The organism is Arthrobacter alpinus, assembly GCF_900105965.1.
Lineage (GTDB): Bacteria > Actinomycetota > Actinomycetes > Actinomycetales > Micrococcaceae > Specibacter > Specibacter alpinus.
This window is the reverse complement of the sequence record NZ_FNTV01000001.1, coordinates 460,566-481,887: the sequence shown is the minus strand read 5'-3', so window position 1 is coordinate 481,887 and position 21,322 is coordinate 460,566. Positions and strand designations below refer to the sequence as shown.

Annotated in this window: 20 protein-coding genes; 5 read left to right on the top strand and 15 right to left on the bottom strand. The window is 60.8% G+C overall.

What is annotated here, in order from left to right; translation table 11 throughout:
* Nucleotides 1-22: 22 nt before the first annotated feature.
* The 10 genes from BLV41_RS02160 to BLV41_RS02115 all read right to left on the bottom strand — a co-directional run bounded on the left by BLV41_RS02160 (nucleotide 23) and on the right by BLV41_RS02115 (nucleotide 9,676).
* Entirely contained in the window at nucleotides 23-1,135 is a 1,113-nt protein-coding gene (locus BLV41_RS02160) for a branched-chain amino acid aminotransferase (protein WP_074710150.1), read from the bottom strand.
* Nucleotides 1,136-1,305: 170 nt separating this feature from the next.
* Nucleotides 1,306-2,388 (bottom strand): 3-isopropylmalate dehydrogenase, encoded by a 1,083-nt coding sequence (locus tag BLV41_RS02155; protein WP_074710147.1) that lies wholly within the window; start codon nucleotides 2,386-2,388, stop codon nucleotides 1,306-1,308.
* Nucleotides 2,389-2,444: 56 nt separating this feature from the next.
* Nucleotides 2,445-3,824 carry a cryptochrome/photolyase family protein gene (locus tag BLV41_RS02150; protein ID WP_074710144.1) on the bottom strand — a complete coding sequence of 460 codons (1,380 nt, stop codon included), beginning with the start codon at nucleotides 3,822-3,824 and terminating at the stop codon, nucleotides 2,445-2,447.
* Between the two features lie 67 nt (nucleotides 3,825-3,891).
* On the bottom strand, nucleotides 3,892-4,731 hold the full coding sequence (locus BLV41_RS02145; protein WP_244516701.1) for a prenyltransferase: 840 nt from the start codon (nucleotides 4,729-4,731) through the stop codon (nucleotides 3,892-3,894).
* An 11-nt stretch (nucleotides 4,732-4,742) separates the two neighbouring features.
* A complete protein-coding gene (locus BLV41_RS02140) occupies nucleotides 4,743-5,051 on the bottom strand; it encodes a lycopene cyclase domain-containing protein (RefSeq protein WP_074710139.1) in 309 nt (102 codons plus the stop codon).
* Nucleotides 5,048-5,392, bottom strand: coding sequence for a lycopene cyclase domain-containing protein (locus BLV41_RS02135; RefSeq protein WP_044579456.1), 345 nt, complete (start codon nucleotides 5,390-5,392; stop codon nucleotides 5,048-5,050). Before BLV41_RS02135 ends, BLV41_RS02140 begins: the two co-directional genes overlap by 4 nt.
* Nucleotides 5,389-7,083, bottom strand: coding sequence for a phytoene desaturase family protein (gene crtI / locus BLV41_RS02130; protein WP_083360554.1), 1,695 nt, complete (start codon nucleotides 7,081-7,083; stop codon nucleotides 5,389-5,391). The genes BLV41_RS02135 and crtI overlap by 4 nt, the downstream gene beginning before the upstream one ends.
* Nucleotides 7,080-7,985 (bottom strand): phytoene/squalene synthase family protein, encoded by a 906-nt coding sequence (locus tag BLV41_RS02125; protein WP_074710136.1) that lies wholly within the window; start codon nucleotides 7,983-7,985, stop codon nucleotides 7,080-7,082. The genes crtI and BLV41_RS02125 overlap by 4 nt, the downstream gene beginning before the upstream one ends.
* Nucleotides 7,986-7,987: 2 nt before the next feature.
* Entirely contained in the window at nucleotides 7,988-9,106 is a 1,119-nt protein-coding gene (locus BLV41_RS02120) for a polyprenyl synthetase family protein (protein ID WP_170835405.1), read from the bottom strand.
* 51 nt (nucleotides 9,107-9,157) lie between these two features.
* Nucleotides 9,158-9,676 (bottom strand): MarR family winged helix-turn-helix transcriptional regulator, encoded by a 519-nt coding sequence (locus tag BLV41_RS02115; RefSeq protein WP_074710133.1) that lies wholly within the window; start codon nucleotides 9,674-9,676, stop codon nucleotides 9,158-9,160.
* Between the two features lie 84 nt (nucleotides 9,677-9,760).
* Between BLV41_RS02115 and BLV41_RS02110 the strand changes: the two genes are divergently transcribed.
* The 3 genes from BLV41_RS02110 (at nucleotide 9,761) to BLV41_RS02100 (ending at nucleotide 13,332) form a co-directional block, all read left to right on the top strand.
* Nucleotides 9,761-11,236 carry an SDR family oxidoreductase gene (locus BLV41_RS02110; RefSeq protein ID WP_074713048.1) on the top strand — a complete coding sequence of 492 codons (1,476 nt, stop codon included), beginning with the start codon at nucleotides 9,761-9,763 and terminating at the stop codon, nucleotides 11,234-11,236.
* A 93-nt stretch (nucleotides 11,237-11,329) separates the two neighbouring features.
* Entirely contained in the window at nucleotides 11,330-12,619 is a 1,290-nt protein-coding gene (locus BLV41_RS02105) for a sensor histidine kinase (RefSeq protein WP_074713047.1), read from the top strand.
* A gap of 5 nt (nucleotides 12,620-12,624) precedes the next feature.
* Nucleotides 12,625-13,332: a response regulator gene (locus BLV41_RS02100; RefSeq protein ID WP_074710130.1), complete on the top strand. Its 708-nt coding sequence runs from the start codon at nucleotides 12,625-12,627 to the stop codon at nucleotides 13,330-13,332.
* A 190-nt stretch (nucleotides 13,333-13,522) separates the two neighbouring features.
* Here the strand turns inward: BLV41_RS02100 and BLV41_RS02095 are convergent, their stop codons facing one another.
* The 4 genes from BLV41_RS02095 to BLV41_RS02080 are packed head-to-tail and all read right to left on the bottom strand — an operon-like array spanning nucleotide 13,523 to nucleotide 17,867.
* The gene (locus BLV41_RS02095) at nucleotides 13,523-14,338 is read right to left on the bottom strand and encodes a carbohydrate ABC transporter permease (protein WP_239437070.1); all 816 of its coding nucleotides are present in this window, start codon (nucleotides 14,336-14,338) and stop codon (nucleotides 13,523-13,525) included.
* A 17-nt stretch (nucleotides 14,339-14,355) separates the two neighbouring features.
* Nucleotides 14,356-15,321, bottom strand: a complete 966-nt coding sequence (locus tag BLV41_RS02090) for a carbohydrate ABC transporter permease (RefSeq protein WP_074710127.1) — start codon at nucleotides 15,319-15,321, stop codon at nucleotides 14,356-14,358.
* A 6-nt stretch (nucleotides 15,322-15,327) separates the two neighbouring features.
* Nucleotides 15,328-16,623, bottom strand: coding sequence for an ABC transporter substrate-binding protein (locus BLV41_RS02085; protein WP_074710124.1), 1,296 nt, complete (start codon nucleotides 16,621-16,623; stop codon nucleotides 15,328-15,330).
* A gap of 29 nt (nucleotides 16,624-16,652) precedes the next feature.
* Entirely contained in the window at nucleotides 16,653-17,867 is a 1,215-nt protein-coding gene (locus BLV41_RS02080) for an aminotransferase class V-fold PLP-dependent enzyme (protein ID WP_244516700.1), read from the bottom strand.
* Between the two features lie 245 nt (nucleotides 17,868-18,112).
* Between BLV41_RS02080 and BLV41_RS02075 the strand changes: the two genes are divergently transcribed.
* Both BLV41_RS02075 and BLV41_RS02070 read left to right on the top strand, forming a co-directional pair.
* Entirely contained in the window at nucleotides 18,113-18,805 is a 693-nt protein-coding gene (locus BLV41_RS02075; RefSeq protein ID WP_044579466.1) for a FadR/GntR family transcriptional regulator, read from the top strand.
* A gap of 69 nt (nucleotides 18,806-18,874) precedes the next feature.
* Nucleotides 18,875-20,041 (top strand): winged helix DNA-binding domain-containing protein, encoded by a 1,167-nt coding sequence (locus tag BLV41_RS02070; RefSeq protein ID WP_074710121.1) that lies wholly within the window; start codon nucleotides 18,875-18,877, stop codon nucleotides 20,039-20,041.
* A gap of 3 nt (nucleotides 20,042-20,044) precedes the next feature.
* On the opposite strand, the gene BLV41_RS02065 is transcribed toward BLV41_RS02070, so the two are convergent.
* Nucleotides 20,045-21,163 (bottom strand): class I SAM-dependent methyltransferase, encoded by a 1,119-nt coding sequence (locus tag BLV41_RS02065; protein ID WP_074710118.1) that lies wholly within the window; start codon nucleotides 21,161-21,163, stop codon nucleotides 20,045-20,047.
* Between the last annotated feature and the right edge of the window lie 159 nt (nucleotides 21,164-21,322).

Here is a 21,322-nt window from a genome sequence, read left to right as displayed (position 1 = left end):
TCGATCAGCGGCTGCCAAGAAGTTATGCGAGGCGGGTCAGCCAGCCGTGCAGATCCTCGATGACGCCGGTCTGGATGCCCACGAGCTGTTCGCGGATGGCGGCCGTGACCTCGCCGATGCCTTGTGCCGGCGAGGCGATGGTGCCCTCGGCCGTCTTCAGCTCACCGATGGGGGTGATGACCGCGGCGGTGCCACAGGCGAAGACCTCGGTGATGTCACCGGAGGCAACACCCGTCCGCCATTCGTCAATCGTGATCTTGCGTTCCTGGACCTTGAGGCCGCGATCGGCCGCCAGCTGCATGACCGAGGAACGCGTGATGCCGTGCAGGATGTGGCCGTTGAGCTCGGGGGTGACCAGCGTGCCGTCCTTGAACACGAAGAAGACGTTCATGCCGCCGAGCTCTTCAACGGCGTTGTCATTGTGCGGGTCAAGGAACAGGACCTGCTTGCAACCGTTGGATTCGGCTTCCATCTGGGCCGCGAGCGATGCGGCGTAGTTGCCACCGCACTTGGCCTCGCCCGTGCCGCCTTCGCCGGCGCGCGCAAAGGTGGTGGTGAGCCAGATGGAAACGGGCTTGAGCTCGCCGCCGAAGTAGTTGCCGGCAGGCGATGCGATGACCCGGTAGGACACCTCGCGGGCCGGACGGACACCCAAGAACGCCTCGGTGGCGATCATGAACGGGCGCAGGTACAGGGCGTCGCCGTCGTTGGTGGGGACCCATTCCTGATCAATGCTCACCAGCTGGCGCAGCGATTCCAGGAACGTCTCGACAGGCAATTCCGGCAATGCCAGGCGGCGTGCGGAGGCGTTCAGGCGAGCGGCGTTGGCATCGGCCCGGAACGTCCAGATGGAACCATCCGCGTGACGGTAGGCCTTCATGCCCTCAAAGATTTCCTGACCATAGTGCAGAACAGCGGCAGCCGGGTCCATGAGAATGGGGCCGTACGGCTCAATGCGCGCGTTCTGCCATCCGCCTTCACCGTTTGCATCAACCTTGAAATCCACAACGGCAGTGTGGTCCGTGAAGTAATCGCCAAACCCGGGGCTGGCCAAAATGGCGTCCCGCTCGGCGATGCTCTTCGGGTTTTCATTGCGCTGCTGGGAAAAGGTCAGCTCATTGGCGATCTGGGTCATGCTTCCTCCACATTTTTATGCCCTGCTGAGTGTCGGAGCCCCCACGAAATTGATCGGCTCCGTTGCGCACTCGTTGTCAATACCCTCAAGCCTACTCCCGCCGCCACCTAGCCGAACGCCGGGCTGCCGGGCCGTAGAGCAAGAGCGCACCTTACTAAGGTACGACGCCGTTAGAGCGCCGCCGCGATTGCGTCGCCGACGGCGCTGGTCGCCCGGGGTGACGCAGCATCACGGGTGGAAATATCGGCGGCAACGGCCGCCTCAATCTTCGCCGCGGCACTATGGTGGCCCAGGTGGCTCAGCAACAACGCGGCGGAAAGGATGGCCGCCGTCGGATCTGCTTTTTGTTGGCCGGCAATGTCCGGAGCCGAGCCGTGGACAGGCTCAAACATGGACGGCGCCGTGCGGTCCATGTTGATGTTGCCCGAGGCGGCCAGTCCAATGCCGCCGGTAACGGCAGCGGCAAGGTCGGTGACGATGTCGCCGAAGAGGTTGTCTGTGACAATGACGTCAAAGCGTGCCGGATCCGTCACCAGGAAGATCATGGCCGCATCCACGTGCAGGTAGTCAACGCTGACATCCGGGAACTCTGCAGCGACGGCCTCGACCGTTCGCTTCCAGAGGTGGCCCGCATAGACCAGCACGTTGTGCTTGTGCACGTAGGTGAGCTTCTTGCGCGGGCGTTCGTTGGCCCGGCGGAAGCCGTCGCGAACCAATCGCTCAACGCCGTATGCGGTGTTGACTGAAACTTCCGTGGCGATTTCTTGCGGGGTGCCCTTGCGCAGCACGCCGCCGTTGCCAACATAGGGGCCCTCGGTGCCTTCGCGGACAACAATGAAGTCAATGGTGCCGGGGTTCGCCAAAGGCGAGGGTACGCCGTCGTACAAGAAGGAAGGGCGCAGGTTCACGTAGTGATCCAGCGCGAAGCGCAGCTTCAGGAGCATCTCGCGTTCGATCAGGCCGGACGGGATGGAGGTATCGCCGGGCGCGGCACCTACGGCGCCAAAGAGGATGGCGTCGTGACCGCGAAGTTCCTCGATGGTGCTGTCCGGCAGGGTCTCGCCGGTAGCCAGCCAGTGCTCTGCGCCAAGCTTGTAATCGGTAAGCGTCAGCTCGAGGCCCTCGGTGGCGGAAACCTTCTTCAGGACCTTGACGGCCTCCGCGGTGACCTCGGGGCCAATGCCGTCACCGGCAATGACAGCAATGTCCATGACGGCGGTGTCTACAACAGCTGTGTTATTCGATGCACTCATGAATTTAGCCTAGCGAAACCATCCACATGATGGGCAAAGCATCCCACATTATGAGATCAGGATTTGATGGAAGCGTAGCCCTCCAAGGCGGTTCGGCGGCTCTCCTGCAGGTCCACAATGGGTTCCGGGTAAAGCGGCGTCAATACCTCGGGCACCCAGCGGGTGACGTATTTGCCCACGGGATCAAATTTCTTGGCCTGCGTCAGCGGGTTGAAGATGCGGAAATACGGGGCAGCGTCGGCACCCGATCCCGCTACCCATTGCCAGTTCGCAGGGTTGGAGGCGGCGTCGGCATCAACCAGGGTGTCCCAAAACCACTGTTCGCCAACGCGCCAGTCAAAGCCAAGATTCTTGATCAAGAAACTGGCCGCCACCATGCGCACCCGGTTGTGCATAACCCCTGTATGCCACAATTCCCGCTGCCCGGCATCCACCAACGGAATTCCGGTCTTCCCCTGCTGCCAGGCGGACAGGTGCTCGGCCGCAAGTCCATCCTCCCCGGCGCTTCGCCACGGAAATTGATCGAACTGCCCGCGCAGATTGGCTGTGGCCAGGTCCGGGTGGTGATACAGCTGGTGCCAGCAAAATTCCCGCCACCCAAGCTCGGAGGCAAACACGGCAGGGCCGGGCAATCCGGCGACCTCACTGTCACGACGCTTGGCTGCGAGCGCAGCCCAGATCTGGAAGGGGCTCAGTTGGCCCCACCGCAGGTAGGGCGAGAGCCTGCTGGTGCCTGACTGATCGGGCCGGTCGCGCGCCTCCGAATACTCCCCCACTGGCCCGTCAAGGAAATCTGCCAGCAACCCACGTGCTGCGGCAGCCGTGGGGCGCCAGGTTTCACGCAGGCCACCGGCCCAGTCGGGGTCAGTGGGCAACAGGGCCCACGTGTCCAGCGGGTCGCCGTCGGGCAGCTTTCCACCTAAGCCATTTCCGGTGGCGGGGCGCTCCAGCGGTGCCCGGAAATCATGGGCGGAGACTGTGCGCCAGAAGGGCGTAAAGACTTGGTAGGGGTTGCCTGCTCCCGTGGTGACGGTCCAGGGTTCATGGAGAAGGCTGGCTTGGAAACTCTCAGCATGAAGGCCGCGCTCGAGGGCACGGGATTTCACGGCCGCGTCAACATCCCGCTCCGGTCCCCCATAGCGGCGGTTCCAGTAGATAGCGTCGGCCCCAAGTTCGCTGATGACCTCTGCCACAGCCTGTGCACCGGGGCCGTGGCGCAGGATCAGCGGGATGCCCAGATCCTGCAATTCATTACGCAGGTCTTCAAGTGCATGATGAAGCCACCATTTAGCGGCGCCACCCAGCGGGCGGATCCCCGGTGACTGCTCATCAAGAACATAAAGTGCCACGGCCTCACCGTCAGCAGCTGCGGCGAGGAGGGCAGGATTGTCTGCCACGCGCAGGTCGTCGCGGAACCAGGCAATGGAGGCATTCATGGGGTGGCCTTTCTTTGGAGCGAGTGAATCGGTGTGGACAGTGAGCTGCGCCGGAACCAGGTGCAGGTCAAGGGATCCTCTGCAAGACCAGCCAAATCAAGGTCATCGTCACCAGAAATCCGGTTAAATAGTTCAGCCACAAGAAGCGCTTCCACCCTGCATTGGCTTGGGCCGAGGTGGTGTCAGTGACTCTGAGGAAGGGCGCAACATTGGCCAAATACGGCAAGACCAGCAATCCAGCCAACGGCACTGAAGTCCAGAGCATCAAAACTCCCGCAATGAGGTAGGCGCTGAACGCAATCCAGACGGTGGCTCGAGCTCCCAGGACTGTGCCGATCGAGCCGATTCCTGCTTCACGATCCGGCACAATATCCTGGACGGCGCCAAAGGCATGGCTGGCCACGCCCCAAATGAAGAACGCAAGTAGCACCGCCCACATGCCTACCGAAAAGTGGGCCTGGGCCAGGACGAGTCCGTAGAGAGCCGGGGACACAAAATGGGTGCTGGACGTCAAGGAGTCAAGGAAGGGACGCTCCTTGAAGCGCAAATGTGGGGCGCTGTAGGCGATCACCGCGAACAAGGACACCGCCATGACACCATTCGCCAACAGGTCTCCCTGCGTCGCAAGCACAGCTAAGAAGGGGACTACGGAGAGCACCGAGGCCCACAGGACAAATCGGTGATGGCGGCGATCCAGGACGGCCCCCTCCACTCCGCCCTTGCGGGCGTTGAGCAGGTCCGATTCGTAGTCGAACACATCGTTGATGCCGTACATCAACAGGTTGTATGGAATCAGGAAGAAAAATGTTCCCACCACAAAAACCCAGTCAATTCTCTGCGTGGCCAGGAAGTATGCTGCCGCGAAGGGATAGGCCGTATTCACCCAGGACACCGGGCGGGAAGTCATGAACAGATTTTTCATTGGGTCTCCCTCCGGGCGAACAGCGTCCAGAGCCCGGTCAGCAGCAGCGCCCCACCCACGGGATAGGCAAAGTCCTCGATCGGGGCAAGTCCCAGTCGAAGCCCATTGAGGGTATGCCCTCCGTAGTCAAAAAGTCCGGAAGCAATCATGACGTTATCGAAGATGACCGTCAGCACCACCAGAACCAGGATCGAAACCGATGCGGCCATCACCACGGAGTACGGTTTTCTGCTGCGCCAGAGGGCAGTGGCAAAGATTAGCGCGGCAACTACAAGGAAGATGGCGTTGAGCTGGGCAAAATTCATAGCTGCCTCCTATTTGGCTTCCGTCCCCGCCTGCGGTCTTGCCGCAGGAACCGTTCCACTCCCGTGAAGAGAATCATGGTTTGGTAGCACAGGAACAGCAGGAAGAACCCCTCTTCCAAGGGAAGTTGTGGGCCAAGCATGATCCCCGTCATGAGCTGTGAGTCCCGGTGCAGGAAGATGCCAGCTTGGATGGCCGCCACATCCCAGGTCAAGAAGAACGCCATGCCGAGAACCAAAACCAACGCGGCTGCCAGCGGACGGCCAAAGAGGAACAGTTTCCACCGTGCATCAAGCAGAACCATGCAGCCAAGCAAGAGCAGCAGAATAGTCAGATAGATCATGGCGCATCCACCGCGGCGGTGCGATGGGTGGGGTCCTTGCGCTCACCGAGGTATTCAGGTTCGGGCAAAGGCCCGGGGCTGTTGTCACCGCGCACCAGTTTCAGAACGATCTCTGCGCTGATCATGCACATGGGCACACCAATACCAGGACGGACTGAGCTTCCTGCATAGTAGAGCCCATCCACCTTGGAGTTCGAATTTCCCGGGCGAAGAAATGCGCTCTGAGGCAGGGTATGAGCCAAGCCCAGGGCGCTCCCCTGCCACGCATTAAAGTTGTCTTGAAAATCGGCCGGGCCATAGCTGCGCCGTACCACAATGCGTTCGGCGAGGTCTGGAATATTGGTCCACTCCGCCACCTGGGCGATAGCCGCGTCGGCGACCTTTTCAACCTGTGGCGCCCCTGCGCCGTCGTACCCGCCTTTTCCCCACTGCGTCAGGGCGGGTGCGGGAACCAGAACAAAAAGGTTCTCACTCCCCTCCGGTGCCACAGTGGAATCAGTGGCGCTGGGCTTGCAAACATACAAGGACGTGGTGCTGTCCAGTGTCCGGCCATTGGTAATCCGGGCGAAGTTGTCCTGCCAGTCATCGGTGAACAAAAGATTGTGGTGGCCCAAGTCGGGCAGCGTTCCCTTTACGCCCAAGCAGACCAGGACGGCGCTAATGCCAGGATCCGCTTTGGCCCACGTCTTGGCACTGTGCATGCGCAACCTCTCGGGGAGCAGCGCCGTTTCTACGTGGTGCAGATCGGCGGCACCCACCACCAGGTTGGCAGGTGTGCTGTGTTGCTCGCCGCTGGAATCACGCCACGCGACACCCTTGCAGCGGTCTCGCTTGTCCGTGGATTCGGTGAGTATCTGGGTCGCCGTGGCGCCGGTGATGATTTCCACACCGGCTCGCAGTGCCACGCGTTCCATGGCATCGACGACGGCGGCGAACCCGCCTTGCGGATACAGGACCCCGTCCTGAAGGTCCAGATGGCTCATGAGGTGGTAGATCGAAGGGGCCTTGTAGGGACTGGTGCCCAGGAATACGGCGGGGTAGCCCAGTATCTGTTGCTGGAGGGGGTGCGTAAAACGTGCCGCCACGAAACTGTGCAGATTCCGGGTCAGGAGGGCAGCCAACCGCGGGGCGTGCCGGAGCACAGCGGGATTGAGGAAACCGCGCAGGGTCACAAACGGATCATAGAGGAAGTGTTTCTTTGCGAGTTCATAGGCCAACTTCGCCGAATCCAGATACCGGCCCAGTTGCTGTCCCGAACCTTGCTGCAGCGACTCAAAGAGTTCGACGGCGTCACCTCGGCCTGTGCGGACCTCGGTGTCATTGTGGGCTGCGCCGTTTCCCCACAACTTGTAAGCAGGGTCCAGACGGGACAGTTTCAGTTCTGCTGCGGCGCTGGTTCCCATCAGCTTGAACCAGTGGTCGATCACCTCCGGCATGAGGTACCAGCTGGGGCCGGTGTCAAAAGTGAACCCATCGCGTTCCCAGCGGCCCGCCCGGCCTCCCAGTTGCGATTCCTTCTCCAAGATGGTGACGATGTTCCCGTCTTGGGCTAGCAATGCGGCCGTGGCAAGTCCGGATATTCCACCACCAATGACGACGCAGGATTGCCCGGTGGACTGGTCCACACCCAATCCAAGCTCCCTGCTTGAACTCCGGAACGCTTTTCTGTCTTTGCCCAACTTTTTGCTCATCGGGTAGCTTCCCTGGGCAGCGCCTTGTCTCCGGCACCAGCCGCAGCTCCCATGAAGACCCTCAATGCGATGTAGGCCTTGTGCCAGCCGGGAACTCGCACCCGCCCCTGAACCAGTTCCTGGGCAGGAATTCGTTCGATTTTCTCAACGAGTGCGAGGAACAGATCATGGGCAAGCCGCACGGCGCGTCGAGCGGCAGGGGCCAGATAGACCATCCCTGCGCGGGCGGCGGACAGGTCCTGGCGAATTTCATCGAGAAGTTCCCGTTTGTGCGTTTCGTTGAAGGCCGCCGGGTCAAGACCCGGGAAGTAAAAACGTCCAAGATCAGCGCTGTCGGCACCAAGATCCCGAAGAAAGTTCACCTTTTGAAAGGCCGCACCCAGGCTGCGAGCAGAATGGGCTAGTTCCTCATCATGGCCTGCCTTGGCACCTTTCATGCCCTTGAACACCTTCAGGCACATCAGCCCCACCACCTCTGCTGAGCCATAAATATATTGGGTCAGGGTGTCTGGCGAATGCAGGGTTTTGTGCACGTCTGTGCGCATCGACTCAAAAAATGGTTTGGTCAACTGTGTGTCAATCCCGGTTGCGCGGGCAGTCAGGGCGAAAGCATGGACCACCATGTTGGTGCTATATCCACATTTCATGCCCCGTTCGGTCTCGTGTTCCAAATTATCGAGCTGCCAGCAGACTGCGTCCGCGTCGAGCCCGGCAGCAGCTGCGGCCCCATCAACCACCTCATCGGCCACCCGGACCAGGGCATAGATATTTTCGATGTGTCGGCGTTCCTTGGCGCCTAGAATCCAGCAAGCGAGCCCGAACGACGTCGAATAGCTCCCGATGACCACGCCAGCGCTTCGAGTGGCGGTGTCAGAGTAGTGGCCCAGCGGGTCGATTCCCATGGTCAGCTCCTCCTGGTCAGTACGTATTCGCAAATATCGGACAGTTCCGCGTACAGCGATGCTGGCAGGGCAAGTTCCTGGGCCCTGTCCAGAGCATCTGAAACAAGGGACTGAGCCAGTCCCACCGCAAATTTTTCGGCCCCCAGTTGGCGCAACACATCCCGGATGGCATCTGCGTCCACACGTCCGCCACGAAACGATTGAAGAACGGCCGTGAATTCCTCCGCCTCTGCGGCGAAAGTTGTCAAAATGGTGCGTTTGCCTTCCCTCAGGTCAGAATCAATGGATTTTCCTGTCTCTGCTGCGTCACCAAACGTTCCCAAGACATCATCGATGACCTGGTAGGCAATGCCGATGTCGCGCCCGACGGCTGCCAGCGCGTCAGCAGTTTCCAAGGTTTGCCCGGCCAACAAGGCCCCAGCACGGAGCGGCATCTCGAAGGAGTAGACGGCCGTTTTCAGCCGCTCCATCTTCAGGACCTCGGGCAATTGGGCGTTCCCATCCCCAAGAGAGAACAACAGATCGTCAAGTTCACCGGCAGCCGCAGCAAAAATTGCCTCATGCATGGTTTCAAGGATCGTGACACTGTGGGGATGGCCCCTCGACGCCGACGTGGCCAAGCGCAGGGCACCGGTCAGCAGCAGATCGCCGGCAATTATGGACGCAGAAAAACCGGCGTGTTCAGCGTCAGGAAGATCTCGCCCTAGATTCGCAGCCATGTCACGGTATCCGGCACCAATCGTTGCAGCACCCCGGCGGATGAAATCCCTGTCAATAACGTCGTCGTGCACCAGAAGGGCAGCATGGAGGACCTCGAAGGCAGCCGCCATCTCGCCACACGCCCGGGTGTCGCTCCCACCAAAGGCCGAGTAGGTGACGTAAACCAGTCTGGGCCGCATCCACTTGCCACCCTTGGTGGTTAGGGCCATTTTGGCCCACAAATCACCAAATGCAGCCGAGTAGTTGCGGGCTCGTTGCTCTTGGTCCTGAAAATATTCATCAAGGGTCGCCTGAACCTGATCCTTCAACGTCCCCCAGTCTGATACGGCCTCGCAGACCATGCAGCCGTTCACCGGAGCATAGGCACGGCCCGTCGCATGACCGCAGTTGTTCTCACTCATTGTTTCCGCATGAAGAGGGTTGTGGCTTTGCTTGGTTGACGTCATCACATCTCACCTTTCACCGTTGCTGGGTTCAGTTGGACCTTCCGGCCCAGGGATGGAGTTCTGCAGCGCGGCGATGCGGTTGCCCATGGCCCCAACCACACCGCCAAGGAAGTCGACAATCACTGCCTGTTCAGCGTCATCATAGCCGCGGACTTTTTCATCCACCTCCAAAATCATCGGCATCAGCTTCGCCATGGCCGCGCGAACGGACTCTTCGCTGGCGCTTATGAGCCAACGCCGCCTGTCAGTTGGATGGGGGGCCCGCAGGACATGACCTTTGCCCACCAAGCGGTCAATCACGGTGGTGGTGGCCGCGGGTGTCAGGTGCAGCAGCTGGGCCAATTCACCAGGAGACATGCAGCGGTGCTTCATGAGGTGCTGCATGGCCTGAAAATCGGTTTCGTTGACATCCATTTCACGACGCATGAGGAATTCCATGTCCTCATTGAGCACAAGAATCTGACGCACCAGAACTGAAGCCTGGTGCATCTGGCCCCTGAGGGGGAATTCTTGGGTATCGCTCATTTGTAACTCCATGGATTGATAATAAGAAAATCTAACTACATAATGGTGGAACAAATAGATTTTGTCGAGCCGAAGGTTGGGAACATGGCCAGGATTGCCGTTGCAGGAGCCACCGGATACATTGGCGGGCGGCTCATTCCCTTGCTGCTGGATGCCGGACACGAGGTCACCGTTTTGAGCCGTCACCGCGACAAACTCCGGGATGTTCCGTGGAGCGAGCAAGTCATCATCATCGAAGGTTCGATGGAAGAGGCTCGCACGGCGCACGAGCTGTGCACGGGGACCGAGGTTGTCTATTATCTGGTTCACTCCATGTCTGGTGGTCCGGCAGCGGTTGCCGATTTTGAGCGGGTTGAACGCCTGTGCGCCCTCAACCTCAGTCAGGCAGCCCGGGAAGCCGGAGTTAACCGTCTGGTGTATCTTTCCGGCCTCCACCCCGAAGGCAAACTCAGCCGCCATCTGGCTTCCCGTAAGGAAGTTGGCGAGATTCTCATGGCCTCGGGCACGCCAACAGCGGTTTTGCAGGCTGGCCTGGTGATTGGTTCGGGTTCCGCTAGTTTTGAAATGATCAGGCATCTGACAGATGTTCTGCCGGTCATGCCAGCTCCCAAATGGGTCATGAACAACATTCAGCCCATCGCCATCAGGGATGCCCTTCACTACCTTCTCGGCGCCATTTCGCTTCCACGAGAGCTCAACCGGACCTTTGATATTGGCGGACCAGAGGTCCTGCGCTATGCGGACATGATGCGCAGCTATGCCGAAGCCGCGGGATTTCGGCGCCCAGTCATCGTCCCGTTGCCTGTCCTGACGCCATGGCTTGCGGCCCAATGGGTGAACCTGGTCACGCCTGTCCCCCGGAGCCTGGCCGTGCCACTTGTCGAATCGCTGCAGCATTCATGTGTGGCCGGCGAAAAGGACATTGCTGCGTACATTCCGGACCCCGCCGGTGGACTAACAACCTACAAGCGGGCGGTGGAACTTGCCCTAAAAAAGATCGAGGCGGACGCGGTTGAAACCACTTGGGCTGCCGCCCACGCACTCAGTGCACCGGCCGAGCCGCTGCCCAGCGACCCCGATTGGGCCGGGCTGACCGTCTTCACGGATGAACGGAGCAAGACAACTGATGTCCCCGCCGGCCAGGTCTGGGATGTTGTTGAAGGAATTGGTGGACAGAACGGCTACTACTCGTTGCCGTTCGCCTGGAGTGTTCGTGGCTGGATGGATAAGCTCGCTGGCGGAGCCGGCCTGGCCCGGGGACGGCGCAGCCCCAACCGTCTACAGCTCAACGACACCGTGGACTGGTGGAGAGTGGAATCTTTGGAGCGCGGGCATCTGCTCCGATTGCGGGCAGAGATGATAGTGCCGGGTAGGGCCTGGCTGGAATTTGAGGTGACTCCACAGGCCGCCGGAGTCGGCAGCGTGTTCCGCCAACGGGCCATCTTTTTCCCGCGCGGACTCTGGGGCCGTTTGTACTGGCTGGCGGTCCTGCCGTTCCACGGGACTATTTTCAAGAGCATGGCTGGCCGCATCACGGCCACCGCTCGCAAGCGCGGCTGATCACCCGCTTTCAAGACTGCTCCGGCAACACGAATCTCCACCCTGGGCCTGACGCCTGCGGCCTGCACTCCGCCTAGAGTTGAGGGTGTGATCATGCATTCCATCTACGACTGGTTCCGCCGGCACCGTTTCGCCGTGGACTTTGTCCTCATGGCGGTGCTGTGGCTTGTGGCCATGCCGTTCAGCGTGGCCGACGGCGGCTACTCCAGTTCCACTGTGGACATGGTCGTTGCCGGAATATTCGCCACGGCCCTCATTGTGCCCCTGGCCTGGCGCCGGACCCGGACAGTCCTGGCCGGATGCTTAATTGCTGGGGTCGCCATTCTTCAGTGGGCCCTGCATGTACCACCGGTGCCTGCCGACATTGCCGTGCCGCTCATCGTCTATGCGCTGGCCGCCTTCGGGCCGCGGTGGGCCAGCCTTGGCGGGCTCGGCCTGGCCCTCATCGGTGCCATCTTGCTGGTCACCCGGTACTTCTACAACCTGACCTCACTCTCTCTGGCCGACATCCCCTACGGCATTGTCATGATCATCATGGTCTGGGTTCTGGTGTTGTTCAGTTGGACGGCCGGAGACCTAACGCGCACCAAGCGCCTGCGCGAGCAGGCACTCTCGGACCGCGCACGCCGTCTGGAAATTGAAGCCCAGCATGAGCGTGATCTGGCAGCCAGCGATGAGCGCGCCCACATCGCCCGCGAAATGCACGATATCATTGCCCACTCACTCTCCGTCATCATCACCCAGGCCGATGGCGCAAGGTACGCCGCCGTGGAGAGCCCCGAAATTGCGCCCGAAACCCTCGCCACGATCGCAGCCACGGGCCGAACTTCACTGCAGGAAATGCGCCGCCTGCTGGGTGTGCTGCGCGGAGACGACGAAGCCTCCACCCGCCCGCTGCCGGGCCTGAGGGATCTTGATGAGCTCTTGCTCGGCATCCGGGCGGCCGGCCTGCCCATCGATTACAGCGTCACGGGCGAGGCCCGCCGCCAGCTCCCGCCCGGCGCCGAGCTCACCGCCTACCGCGCGGTCCAAGAAGGCCTGACGAACGTCATGAAGCATGCCGGCCCGAATGTTCAGGCCAGCGTTAACCTCAGCTGGAACGCCCGAGGGCTCACCGTGACCGTCCAAGACGATGGGCGCGGAGCCACCGCGGGCCTGTCGACGGCAGGGATTCCTGCCGTTCCCATGCCATCCGGGCGAGCAAGGCTCGGTGCCGCCACCCCGGTCACGGAGGCCGCCGCTGCACCGTCCGGCACTGGTGGCGGAAACGGGCTGCGCGGCATGGCCGAACGCGTCAAGCTTTATGATGGCAGCCTTTCATCAGGTCCACTGACCGGCGGCGGCTTCGGCATCACGGCTTTCATCCCCTACTCGGAGAACTAATCCTTATGACATCTATCTCCCCCATTCGCGTTGCCCTGGTGGACGATCAGCAACTTGTCCGCTCCGGACTCGGCATGCTGATCAATTCCCAGCCCGATCTCAACGTTGTCCTGCAGGCCGGCAACGGCATCGAGGCGCTGGCGGGACTTTCAGCCACCGCGGCCGATGTGATTCTCATGGACGTGCGCATGCCCGGCATGGACGGCCTGGAAACGACGCGCAAGCTCATGGAGCGCACCAAGGCCGCACCGGCCGGGTCGTGGCTGGCGGAGCTAAAGATTGTGGTCCTGACAACCTTTGATCTGGATGAATACGCGCTGGCCGCGATTCAGGCCGGGGCCAGCGGCTTCCTGCTCAAGGATGCTCCGCCCGAGGAACTTTTGGGCGCCATTAGGACCGTGTACGCCGGCGATGCCGTGATTGCGCCCTCCACGACCCGACGGCTCTTGGACCACGTGGCGCCCATGCTGTCCGCGCCGAGCCCGGCCAACGACGCCCACACAGCGGCGGTCGCGAGCCTCACGGGACGTGAACATGAGGTCTTCGTGCTCATTGCCAACGGTCTCTCCAACCCTGAGATCGCCCGTCAATTGTTCGTTTCCGAAGCAACCGTCAAGACCCATGTAGGGCATATTCTGGCCAAGTTGAATGCCCGCGACCGTGTACAGGTAGTGGTGATCGCCTACGAAACAGGCATCGTCACCCCGCGTTAAGACGCCCCTGTCCCGTCCCACCCCAACGCTCCTGCGGTAGTGGGGCTTAAACGAGGAACGCTCCTGCAGCGTGAACTGCTCCCCGGAAGTTGGACTGAGATCTTCAGTTCCGACTTTCGGGGAGCAGTTCAGACATTGCTGGAGCGTTGGGAAAAACCCGACGTTAAGTGATGCCGCGTTGGAGGGAAGGTTAGCCCTTCACGGCTCCCGCCGTCAGGCCCTGCACAATGAACTTGCTGGCGAAAGCAAAGATCACCAGGGTCGGCACCACCGTCAGCACGGCCGCGGCTGACATGGAGCCCCAGTCGATGTTGAAGCTGGAGATGAAGCCCGCCAGCGCAGTGGGGATGGTCTTGTTCTCGTCACTATTCATGAGCGTCACGGACAGGAACAGTTCATTCCAGCAGTTGACGAAGTTGAAGATGAAGCTGGCGGCGATACCGGGCATCATGACCGGAACCAATACCCGGAAGAGCGCGCTGAGGCGTGAACAGCCATCGATCATGGCCGCCTCCTCCAACGCATCCGGCACGTTCTCAAAGAAGCCGCGCAGCATGATGGTGCAGAACGGGATGCAGACGGCGATGTACACGAGGATCAGGCCGGTCTTGGAATCGACCAGATCGAACTTGGTCATCATCATGTACAGCGGACCCAGCGCGATGAATCCGGGGATCATCTGGGTTAGCAGGAACGCTCCCAAAACCCAGCCGCGGCCGGAGAATTGGAATCGTGCCAGCACATAGGCCGAGAGCAGGGAGATAAGCGTGGCGACCGTTGCCGCGACGGTTGCCACCAGCAGGCTGTTGATCATGTATTGGCCAAAGTCGCTCTTGGTGAAGAGCCCAATGTAGTTCTCGAAGGAGATTTCCTTGGGCCAGTAATCCAGCGGGAGTGAATAGATGGTGCCGGGTGCCTTGAGGGAGGTGACCACAATCCAGTACAGCGGGAAGATCGTCACGATCAGGCAGAGGCCGAGGAAGATGAATTTTCCTGTACGGCTCATGGCAGATTCTTTGTTGATCATCGGTTGGCCTTTCGAGGACGCACGGCCATCAGGTAGAACGCGGCAAAGAGCATGAGCGTGAAGACGACGATCAGACCCAGGGCGGATGCCTGGCCGTAGTCACCTTCCTGAGTAATTTTGATCATGTAGGTGGTGATGATGTGAGTCTGATCGGCCGGTCCGCCGCCTGTCATGGCCCAGATGACGTCCGGGAAGTTAAAGATCCAGATGATGCGCAACAAGATGGTCAGCCCGAGTGTCACGGAGATGGCTGGCAAGGTGATGCTGAAGAACGTACGGATCTTACCGGCACCGTCGATCGCGGCAGCCTCATACATCTCTTCCGAGACAGATTGCAGCGCGGCCAGGATCATGATGGCGAAGAACGTGACGCCGTACCAAATATTGGCGACGATGATGGCCGTCATGGCAAAGCCAGGTTCGGCCAGCCACGGGATGGGGCCCTGGATCAGGCCAACCTTCATGAGCAGATCGTTGACCACACCAAATTCGGCGTTGAACATCCAGCGGAAAAGCATGCCAATCAAGAATCCGGACACGGCCCACGGGAAGAAGACAAAGGCCTGGTAGGCGCCACGGAACCTAAACTTGCGCTTCAGGAACAGCGCCAGCGCAAAGCCAATGACAACCTGCGGCACCAATGAACCCACCACCCAGACAACCGTATTCCGGACAATCGTGCCAAACTCCGGGTTTTCAAACAGGGCAATGAAGTTGCCCCAGCCAACCCATGAGGTGTCCGAGAGGTCGTTGAGGTTCCAATTCCGGAATGCCATCTGGCTGCCCGAAATCATGGGGTAGTAGATGAAGATGCCCACGAAGATCGCTGCCGGCGCCATGAAGGCGAGCATGGTCATGGCAGTCCTGGAATTGAACCGCTTCTTTCGCGGATAGGCGGTGTGCGGTGGTGCGCCGGCGGACTTGCGCCCGCGCACCACGTCCTGCTCAGCGTTGAGTGCCACTGGTGACTAGCCCGCCATCTTTTCGGTCCAGTAGCTATCCCAGCTGGCCAGCAATTCCTTGGTGGTCATCTTGCCGGTCAGGACACGCTGCAGCTCGCCGTCGGACTTCTTGATCCATTCGGTCCACCAGGCCACGCCGCGGGGCTGAACGGCGGAGATGTACGTTTCCGGGTTCTCGGTCATGGTGACGTAAGCGGCCCACGGGCCGGTGCTGTAGTACGGATCCTTCGCCGCAGACTTCAGGATCGGGACCAACGAGTTGTCCTTGCTGAACTGGGTGGCAGGCTCGCCTTGGGACAGGTACTTGATCAGCTTGACCGCTTCCGGCTTGGCGGTGCTGGACTCGGCAATACCCCAGCCTGCCGTGGCCACCGGCTGGATGGCCTTGCCTGTGGGTCCTGTCAGCAGCGGTGCAACACTCCACTGATCGGCCTTGATGGACTTGGACTCCTTGACAGTGGCAATGACCTCGGGATCCTGCAACAAGAATGCGGTGGAGCCATTGCTGAAGCCCTGGACCATTTCCGGGTAACCCCAGGCAACGGACGACGGCGGCGAGCCTTTCTTGAACAGCTCAAGGTAATCGTCCATGGCGGTCTGGGCCTCGGGTGCGGAGAAGATGGTCTTGCCATTGCTGAGCTTGAAGGCGTTCTCCTTGTCGATCTGATCTGCTGTGTAGGCCTCGATCACGGCGACGGCGTTGGAGTTGGCGTTGGTGCCGCCGCGGAAGGCGTAGCCAAACTTGTTGGAATCCGGCTGATTGAGTTTCTCGGACTGTTCCAGCAGATCCTGCCAACTGGCGGGCGGTCCGGAGAAGCCGGCGTCCTTGACCAGGTCGGTGCGGTAGAACAAGGAGAGACCGTAGAAGCCATACGGGATGTAATAAGTCTTTCCATCCTGCTTGGAGTAATTGACGGCGTTTTCCGTCAGGTTTTCCCAACCGTCCCAATCCTTCAGGTCGGAACTCATGTCATAGAGCCACTTGTTGGCACCGAAGGACCCCACCGTGATGTCGCGGGCTTCCACAACGTCGATCCCCTTGCCCGATTGCAGCATCTGCTGGATCTTTTGATCGGCCGAGTCTGTTGGCGGGGAAATGAGATCAACCGTGATGTTGGGATTCTCTTTTTCGAATCCCGCCAAGAGGGTTTTGAGTGTTTCGGTCCGGGTGGGGTTGGTCAGGCTCTCCACCATTTTCAGGGTGACCTTGCCATCGGCGGCCGTATCTCCGCCGCCACAACCAGATAGCGCAAGAACGGCGGCAACGCCCAATGCCGTGATGGCTGTTAACTTCTTTTTCATGGGAAACCTTTCATTGTGTGTAGCAGCGTCTAGCGGTTGTGGGCCAGCCGGAACAGTTCCGGTACGGCCCGTTCGGCGAAATCTTCAAAATCGCCGGCAGTGTTGTAAACGTGGCTCGAGAGGCGCAGATAGCCAGCCCCGCCGAAGGTGGTGATGGCGGTTTCGATGTTCAGGGTGTCCGAAATCCAGGCACGTACGGAGTGTGATTCCTCGTGGGTTGCTGCTAAACCGCGGGGAAGACGGACCAGACGCAGATGCCCGACCGGCATTCCGACGTCGGCCGTGGCGTCCTCCCCCGTTACCGCGGCAAAGGCGTCCTGGATAGTTGCCTGACCGTAATCGGCCAGCGCGCTGGAGTAGCTGCGAACTGCGTCCCAGCCGTACCGGTTCTCGATCGTGTCAAAGGAGGTCTTGGCGGCCATCCACGAGGTGATGTCCTGAGTCCCCACATGGTCAAAGCTCTCGGGGAACGCATGCGGAAACCCCCAGGAATCGATCAAGGGATGGAGTTGTTCACGCAGCGGCCCACGGGCCACGACGGCGGCCGTTCCACGCGGGGCACAGGCGAACTTGTGCAGGTTCCCTACCCAGAAGCCCTCAAAATCCGGCACCGGGTCGGCCAAGGCACCGGGTGCATGCGCGCCATCAACCAACACCGGAATGCCCAGCTCCTTGGCCGCGCGGGCAATCTCGGTCACCGGGAAACTGCGGGCCGTCGCCGAGGTAATTTGATCGATCACGATCAACGCGGTGCGCTCGGTAACCTGCTCCATGACCAGCTCGCAGCTCAGGGCCGCGTCGGCATCCAGAGGTACGACGGCGATGCGCACCTCGCCGTTGCATTCGCGCGCCACCCGGTGCGCACCTTCCAAGACGGCCCCGTAGGTATGGTCTGTTGTGACGATTTGGGCGCCGTTGGGAAAGGTCAAGGAATTGTAGACAACGCTGACGCCGGCGCTGGCATTGGGAACCAGGGCAAGATCGTCGGCGTCCACCCGGAGGTAGTCCGCAACTTCGGCCCGGGTACCGGCAAGAGCAGCGGCCTGTCCCATGAACCAGGTGCAGGGGTTCGCATCCATGCGTGCCTTCAAGGCCAGCTGGTGTTCTTGTGCGGCACGGGGCACCGCGCCATAGGAACCGTGGTTGAGGTGAATCTTGTCCCCTGTCAGGGACCAGTCTGAGAGTGCCGGCTGTCCCGTGGGGGTCAGCATGGCAGCTGGGGCGGTGATGAGTGTAGTGGCCACGGCTTTCTTTCTGTTGTCGCCAGGTGGTGAATGAACAGTAAGCTATCTCACATCTTGAGCGAAGACAATAGCTGAATCATAAAATTCATCAGATGACTTAGTAAAACCTATGGATGTTTCTGCGTTGTTACGGGACAATTTCATCAAGAGGTCTGAGGACTTTGGAAACACATATGATGAATTCATAAAGTGAGGTCTTGCTGAGAGGGCTCCGTGAAATAGCGGACCGTGAATGAGGAGTGCCAATGAGCGCAGTGGAAACCGCTATGCAAGGCTTACGGACCAAGATCGCCTCGGGCGAATTGGCGCCGGGACAAAAGTGCCCGCCTGAAGGCGAACTCGCCACCCAGCTTGGCGTCTCCCGCAGCTCGTTGCGCGAGGCCATTCGGGCCATGTCGGCCCTGGGTGTCATGGAGGCTAGGCACGGTTCCGGAACGTATGTCTCTTCCCTGGAGCCGGCTGAAATTCTCAAGGGTTTCGCGCTTCTGGTGGACCTCTTTCCCTTTGACAGCGTCCTTGAGCTCTTTGAAATACGGCGCGCCTTGGAGTCGCATGCCGCCGCCGGCGCCGCGGCCAAGACCACTCCCGAGCTAATGGCAGAGTTGGACGATCTCGTGGAAAAAATGGAGGCAACTGACAACTCGGGAGATATCTCAGATTTGGATGCCCGCTTCCACGAGGCCATCTGCGAAGCCGGTGGGAATCTCACGCTGACGGGTTTGATGCGCTTATTCCGTTCGCGCGGCCGCCATTTCAACGTCTTCGACAGCACAGACGGTGCTTCGGTTCGAGAGGCCAGCAACAAGGGGCACCGCGATATCCTCGAGGCCATCAGGAACAGGGACCCTGCCTCCGCCGCCACGGCCACCGCTGCCCACATTGCCCAAACGGAATACTGGCTCAAGAAGCTTCGACCCGAACCGCAGCTGGATCGATAGGGATCTGCGAGGCACTCCGCCGTTGCCACCCCTGTTTCCCGCGTAGGGCTGGCACACTAGGCTAACGTCATGCCAACTACCCTGAGCGTTGAGGACGCCTTGGCCGTGCGCATGCACCGGCACGGGCTCTGGTCCCCCTTGGCTGCGAGCGCTGGCACCGTGGTGGAGCGCTTTGTTGCCATGCAAGCGCAGGAGTATGCCTATGCACTGTGGGCGACGGCGCAACGCCGGGTTCCGCAATATGCGGCGCTGGAGGACGGGGCGCAGCAACATGCGGTGCCTGGAGCAGCCGGCAACTCAGCGGCGGATCTGGCCTCCGCCGTCGACCGGGGCGAGATTCTGCGAACGCACGTCCTGCGGCCCACCTGGCACTTTGTGGCACCCGCGGACGCCCGCTGGCTGTTGGCCCTGACGTCGCCGCACATACATCGTGGCAATGAGCTGTACTACCGCAAAGCCGGACTGGATGCCGTGACACTTGCACGCGTGCATCAGGTCCTTTCCGCGGAGTTGGCAGGTGGCAGGCATCGGACCCGCGTTCAATTGCAGGCAGCCTTGGCCGCGGCAGGAGTTGAGGCCTCCGGATTGCGGCTGACGTACGCCATGATGCACGCCGAATTGGAACAGCTGGTCATCAGCGGCACCTCGATGGGCAAGCAACGCAGCTATGCCCTGTTTGACGAGCGGGTGCCTGCCGGCCCGAATCCGGACAGGGCCTCCACGCTCAAGCTCCTGGCCGAACGCTTCCTCGCCACCCGGGGCCCTGTATCCATCAAGGACTTTGCCGTGTGGAGCGGCCTGCCCATGGCTGACGTGCGCCGCGGCGTGGCCTCCGCCGTGGAGGATTCCCCGGGACGCTTCGAACAGGTGACCGTCGACGGGCTGCAGCTCTGGTGGGAGCCTGGCTTGACACCTTCCTTGGCGCCGTCCCGTCCGCGCGTGGATCTCATCCAGGGCTACGACGAATACGTGATGTCTTACTTTGAATCCAAGTATCTGCTGTTCACCCCTTCGGCCCAGCGGCAGAAACCCGCGGCCGCGTTGTACCACTCGGTTCTCATTGACTCACTGTTGGCGGCAACCTGGAGGCATGTCATCACGGCCGCGACGGCGGTGATCCAGATTGCACCATTGCGTAGCCTGAGTCCTGCGGAAGCGGCAGCCGTGGAGGCTGCCGTTGTTGACTACGGGCATTTCATGGGTAGGCCAACGGTCACCGAGTGGCTGCTTCCCTAGTCCTTAGATGAACAGCCGGTAGAAGCGGAAGAAAGAAAAATCCTCGATGGGCAGCTTCGCCACTCGGGAGAAGCCTGCCTCCATGGCATAGCGCTCAAGGGTGGATGGACGCATCACCGTGCCCGTTCCCACGGAGCCGGGAGTTGAGAGGCTGTCCGGCAGGCAGATGAGCAGGCTATAGGCATACATGAGCCGCTCTAGTTCGTCGCCGGGTGGATCAAACGAATCGGCGACGGCTTCGTCCATGACCACCACCACGCCGTCGGGCTTGACCATGCGCCGAATGGATTGCAGGACACTGACAGGGAAGGGCATGTCGTGCAGGGCCTCGAAGATGAACACGGCATCCGCACTGTCAGGGGACTGCCAACCAGCGGCATCGGCGTGCTCAAAACTGACCTGGCCGGCCATGCCACGCTCCCTGGCATGATCCCGCGCGCGCACGATGGAGGGCTCATCAATGTCGATGCCGACGACGACGGCCCCCGGGTAGGCCTTGGCCAGCGCCAAGGTTGACCAGCCATACCCGGCACCCAGATCGAGAATTCGGGCACCTGCTCTGGCCAAGATGGCATGGACGTCCCCGACACCGGCAAGGGCAGTCCCCAGCCGCGTTTCAAACCACGCCTTGTTGCCCCGTGCCTGCGAATCCCGGGCCTCATCACCAACAACCGACCACGGCACTCCCCCACCATTCCGGTAGGCCGCCAATAGCTCCGGGAAGTTCGCGAGTCCGGCCATGAGCATTCGCACCATGGGCGCAAGATTGTCCAAGGAATCGTCGTCAACGAGGGCTGCTGCGGCACCGGGTGGAAGGTTGAAGCGAAAGCTGCCGCCTGGTTCTTCCGGGGCGTCGTCCTCCGATTGCCGCGATGCAGTGAGGAGCCCCGCCACTGCCTGTTGCTCCAACCACTCCTGCACATAGCGCGGATTCGTTGCGGTATTTTCGGCCAATTCGTCCGAACTGAGTCCGGCACTGCCCGCATCGTTCAGGGCCCGATACCAGCCCAGCTTGTCCCCCATCGCAATACTGGCCAGCTCCGCAAACCCGGTTGCCGCAACAACGACCTTGCCTAAAAACGCTGGACCACCACCCGCCGGCCTGTCCTCTGCTGCATCCATCCCCTCATTCTCCTCCCGCGCAATCGTCAACGGAATGCCTGGTTCCGGCCCCGCCCAACCAGTCCCGGCGGAACCGGGCTCCACCCTGGGTAGGAGGGTTCGGCGTCGAGCGTTCCGGGCATATCCACCTACGCTCCGATCCGCAGCGGACGGTCAAAT

What these genes read in the sequence shown, in the direction of transcription:
- BLV41_RS02160 (WP_074710150.1), bottom strand. Translation starts at nt 1,135, where the DNA reads ATGACCCAGATCGCCAATGAGCTGACCTTTTCCCAGCAGCGCAATGAA.
- BLV41_RS02155 (WP_074710147.1), bottom strand. Translation starts at nt 2,388, where the DNA reads ATGAGTGCATCGAATAACACAGCTGTTGTAGACACCGCCGTCATGGAC.
- BLV41_RS02150 (WP_074710144.1), bottom strand. Translation starts at nt 3,824, where the DNA reads ATGAATGCCTCCATTGCCTGGTTCCGCGACGACCTGCGCGTGGCAGAC.
- BLV41_RS02145 (WP_244516701.1), bottom strand. Translation starts at nt 4,731, where the DNA reads ATGACTTCCCGCCCGGTGTCCTGGGTGAATACGGCCTATCCCTTCGCG.
- BLV41_RS02140 (WP_074710139.1), bottom strand. Translation starts at nt 5,051, where the DNA reads ATGAATTTTGCCCAGCTCAACGCCATCTTCCTTGTAGTTGCCGCGCTA.
- BLV41_RS02135 (WP_044579456.1), bottom strand. Translation starts at nt 5,392, where the DNA reads ATGATCTATCTGACTATTCTGCTGCTCTTGCTTGGCTGCATGGTTCTG.
- crtI (WP_083360554.1), bottom strand. Translation starts at nt 7,083, where the DNA reads ATGAGCAAAAAGTTGGGCAAAGACAGAAAAGCGTTCCGGAGTTCAAGC.
- BLV41_RS02125 (WP_074710136.1), bottom strand. Translation starts at nt 7,985, where the DNA reads ATGGGAATCGACCCGCTGGGCCACTACTCTGACACCGCCACTCGAAGC.
- BLV41_RS02120 (WP_170835405.1), bottom strand. Translation starts at nt 9,106, where the DNA reads ATGAGTGAGAACAACTGCGGTCATGCGACGGGCCGTGCCTATGCTCCG.
- BLV41_RS02115 (WP_074710133.1), bottom strand. Translation starts at nt 9,676, where the DNA reads ATGAGCGATACCCAAGAATTCCCCCTCAGGGGCCAGATGCACCAGGCT.
- BLV41_RS02110 (WP_074713048.1), top strand. Translation starts at nt 9,761, where the DNA reads ATGGCCAGGATTGCCGTTGCAGGAGCCACCGGATACATTGGCGGGCGG.
- BLV41_RS02105 (WP_074713047.1), top strand. Translation starts at nt 11,330, where the DNA reads ATGCATTCCATCTACGACTGGTTCCGCCGGCACCGTTTCGCCGTGGAC.
- BLV41_RS02100 (WP_074710130.1), top strand. Translation starts at nt 12,625, where the DNA reads ATGACATCTATCTCCCCCATTCGCGTTGCCCTGGTGGACGATCAGCAA.
- BLV41_RS02095 (WP_239437070.1), bottom strand. Translation starts at nt 14,338, where the DNA reads ATGAGCCGTACAGGAAAATTCATCTTCCTCGGCCTCTGCCTGATCGTG.
- BLV41_RS02085 (WP_074710124.1), bottom strand. Translation starts at nt 16,623, where the DNA reads ATGAAAAAGAAGTTAACAGCCATCACGGCATTGGGCGTTGCCGCCGTT.
- BLV41_RS02075 (WP_044579466.1), top strand. Translation starts at nt 18,113, where the DNA reads ATGAGCGCAGTGGAAACCGCTATGCAAGGCTTACGGACCAAGATCGCC.
- BLV41_RS02070 (WP_074710121.1), top strand. Translation starts at nt 18,875, where the DNA reads ATGCCAACTACCCTGAGCGTTGAGGACGCCTTGGCCGTGCGCATGCAC.
- BLV41_RS02065 (WP_074710118.1), bottom strand. Translation starts at nt 21,163, where the DNA reads ATGGATGCAGCAGAGGACAGGCCGGCGGGTGGTGGTCCAGCGTTTTTA.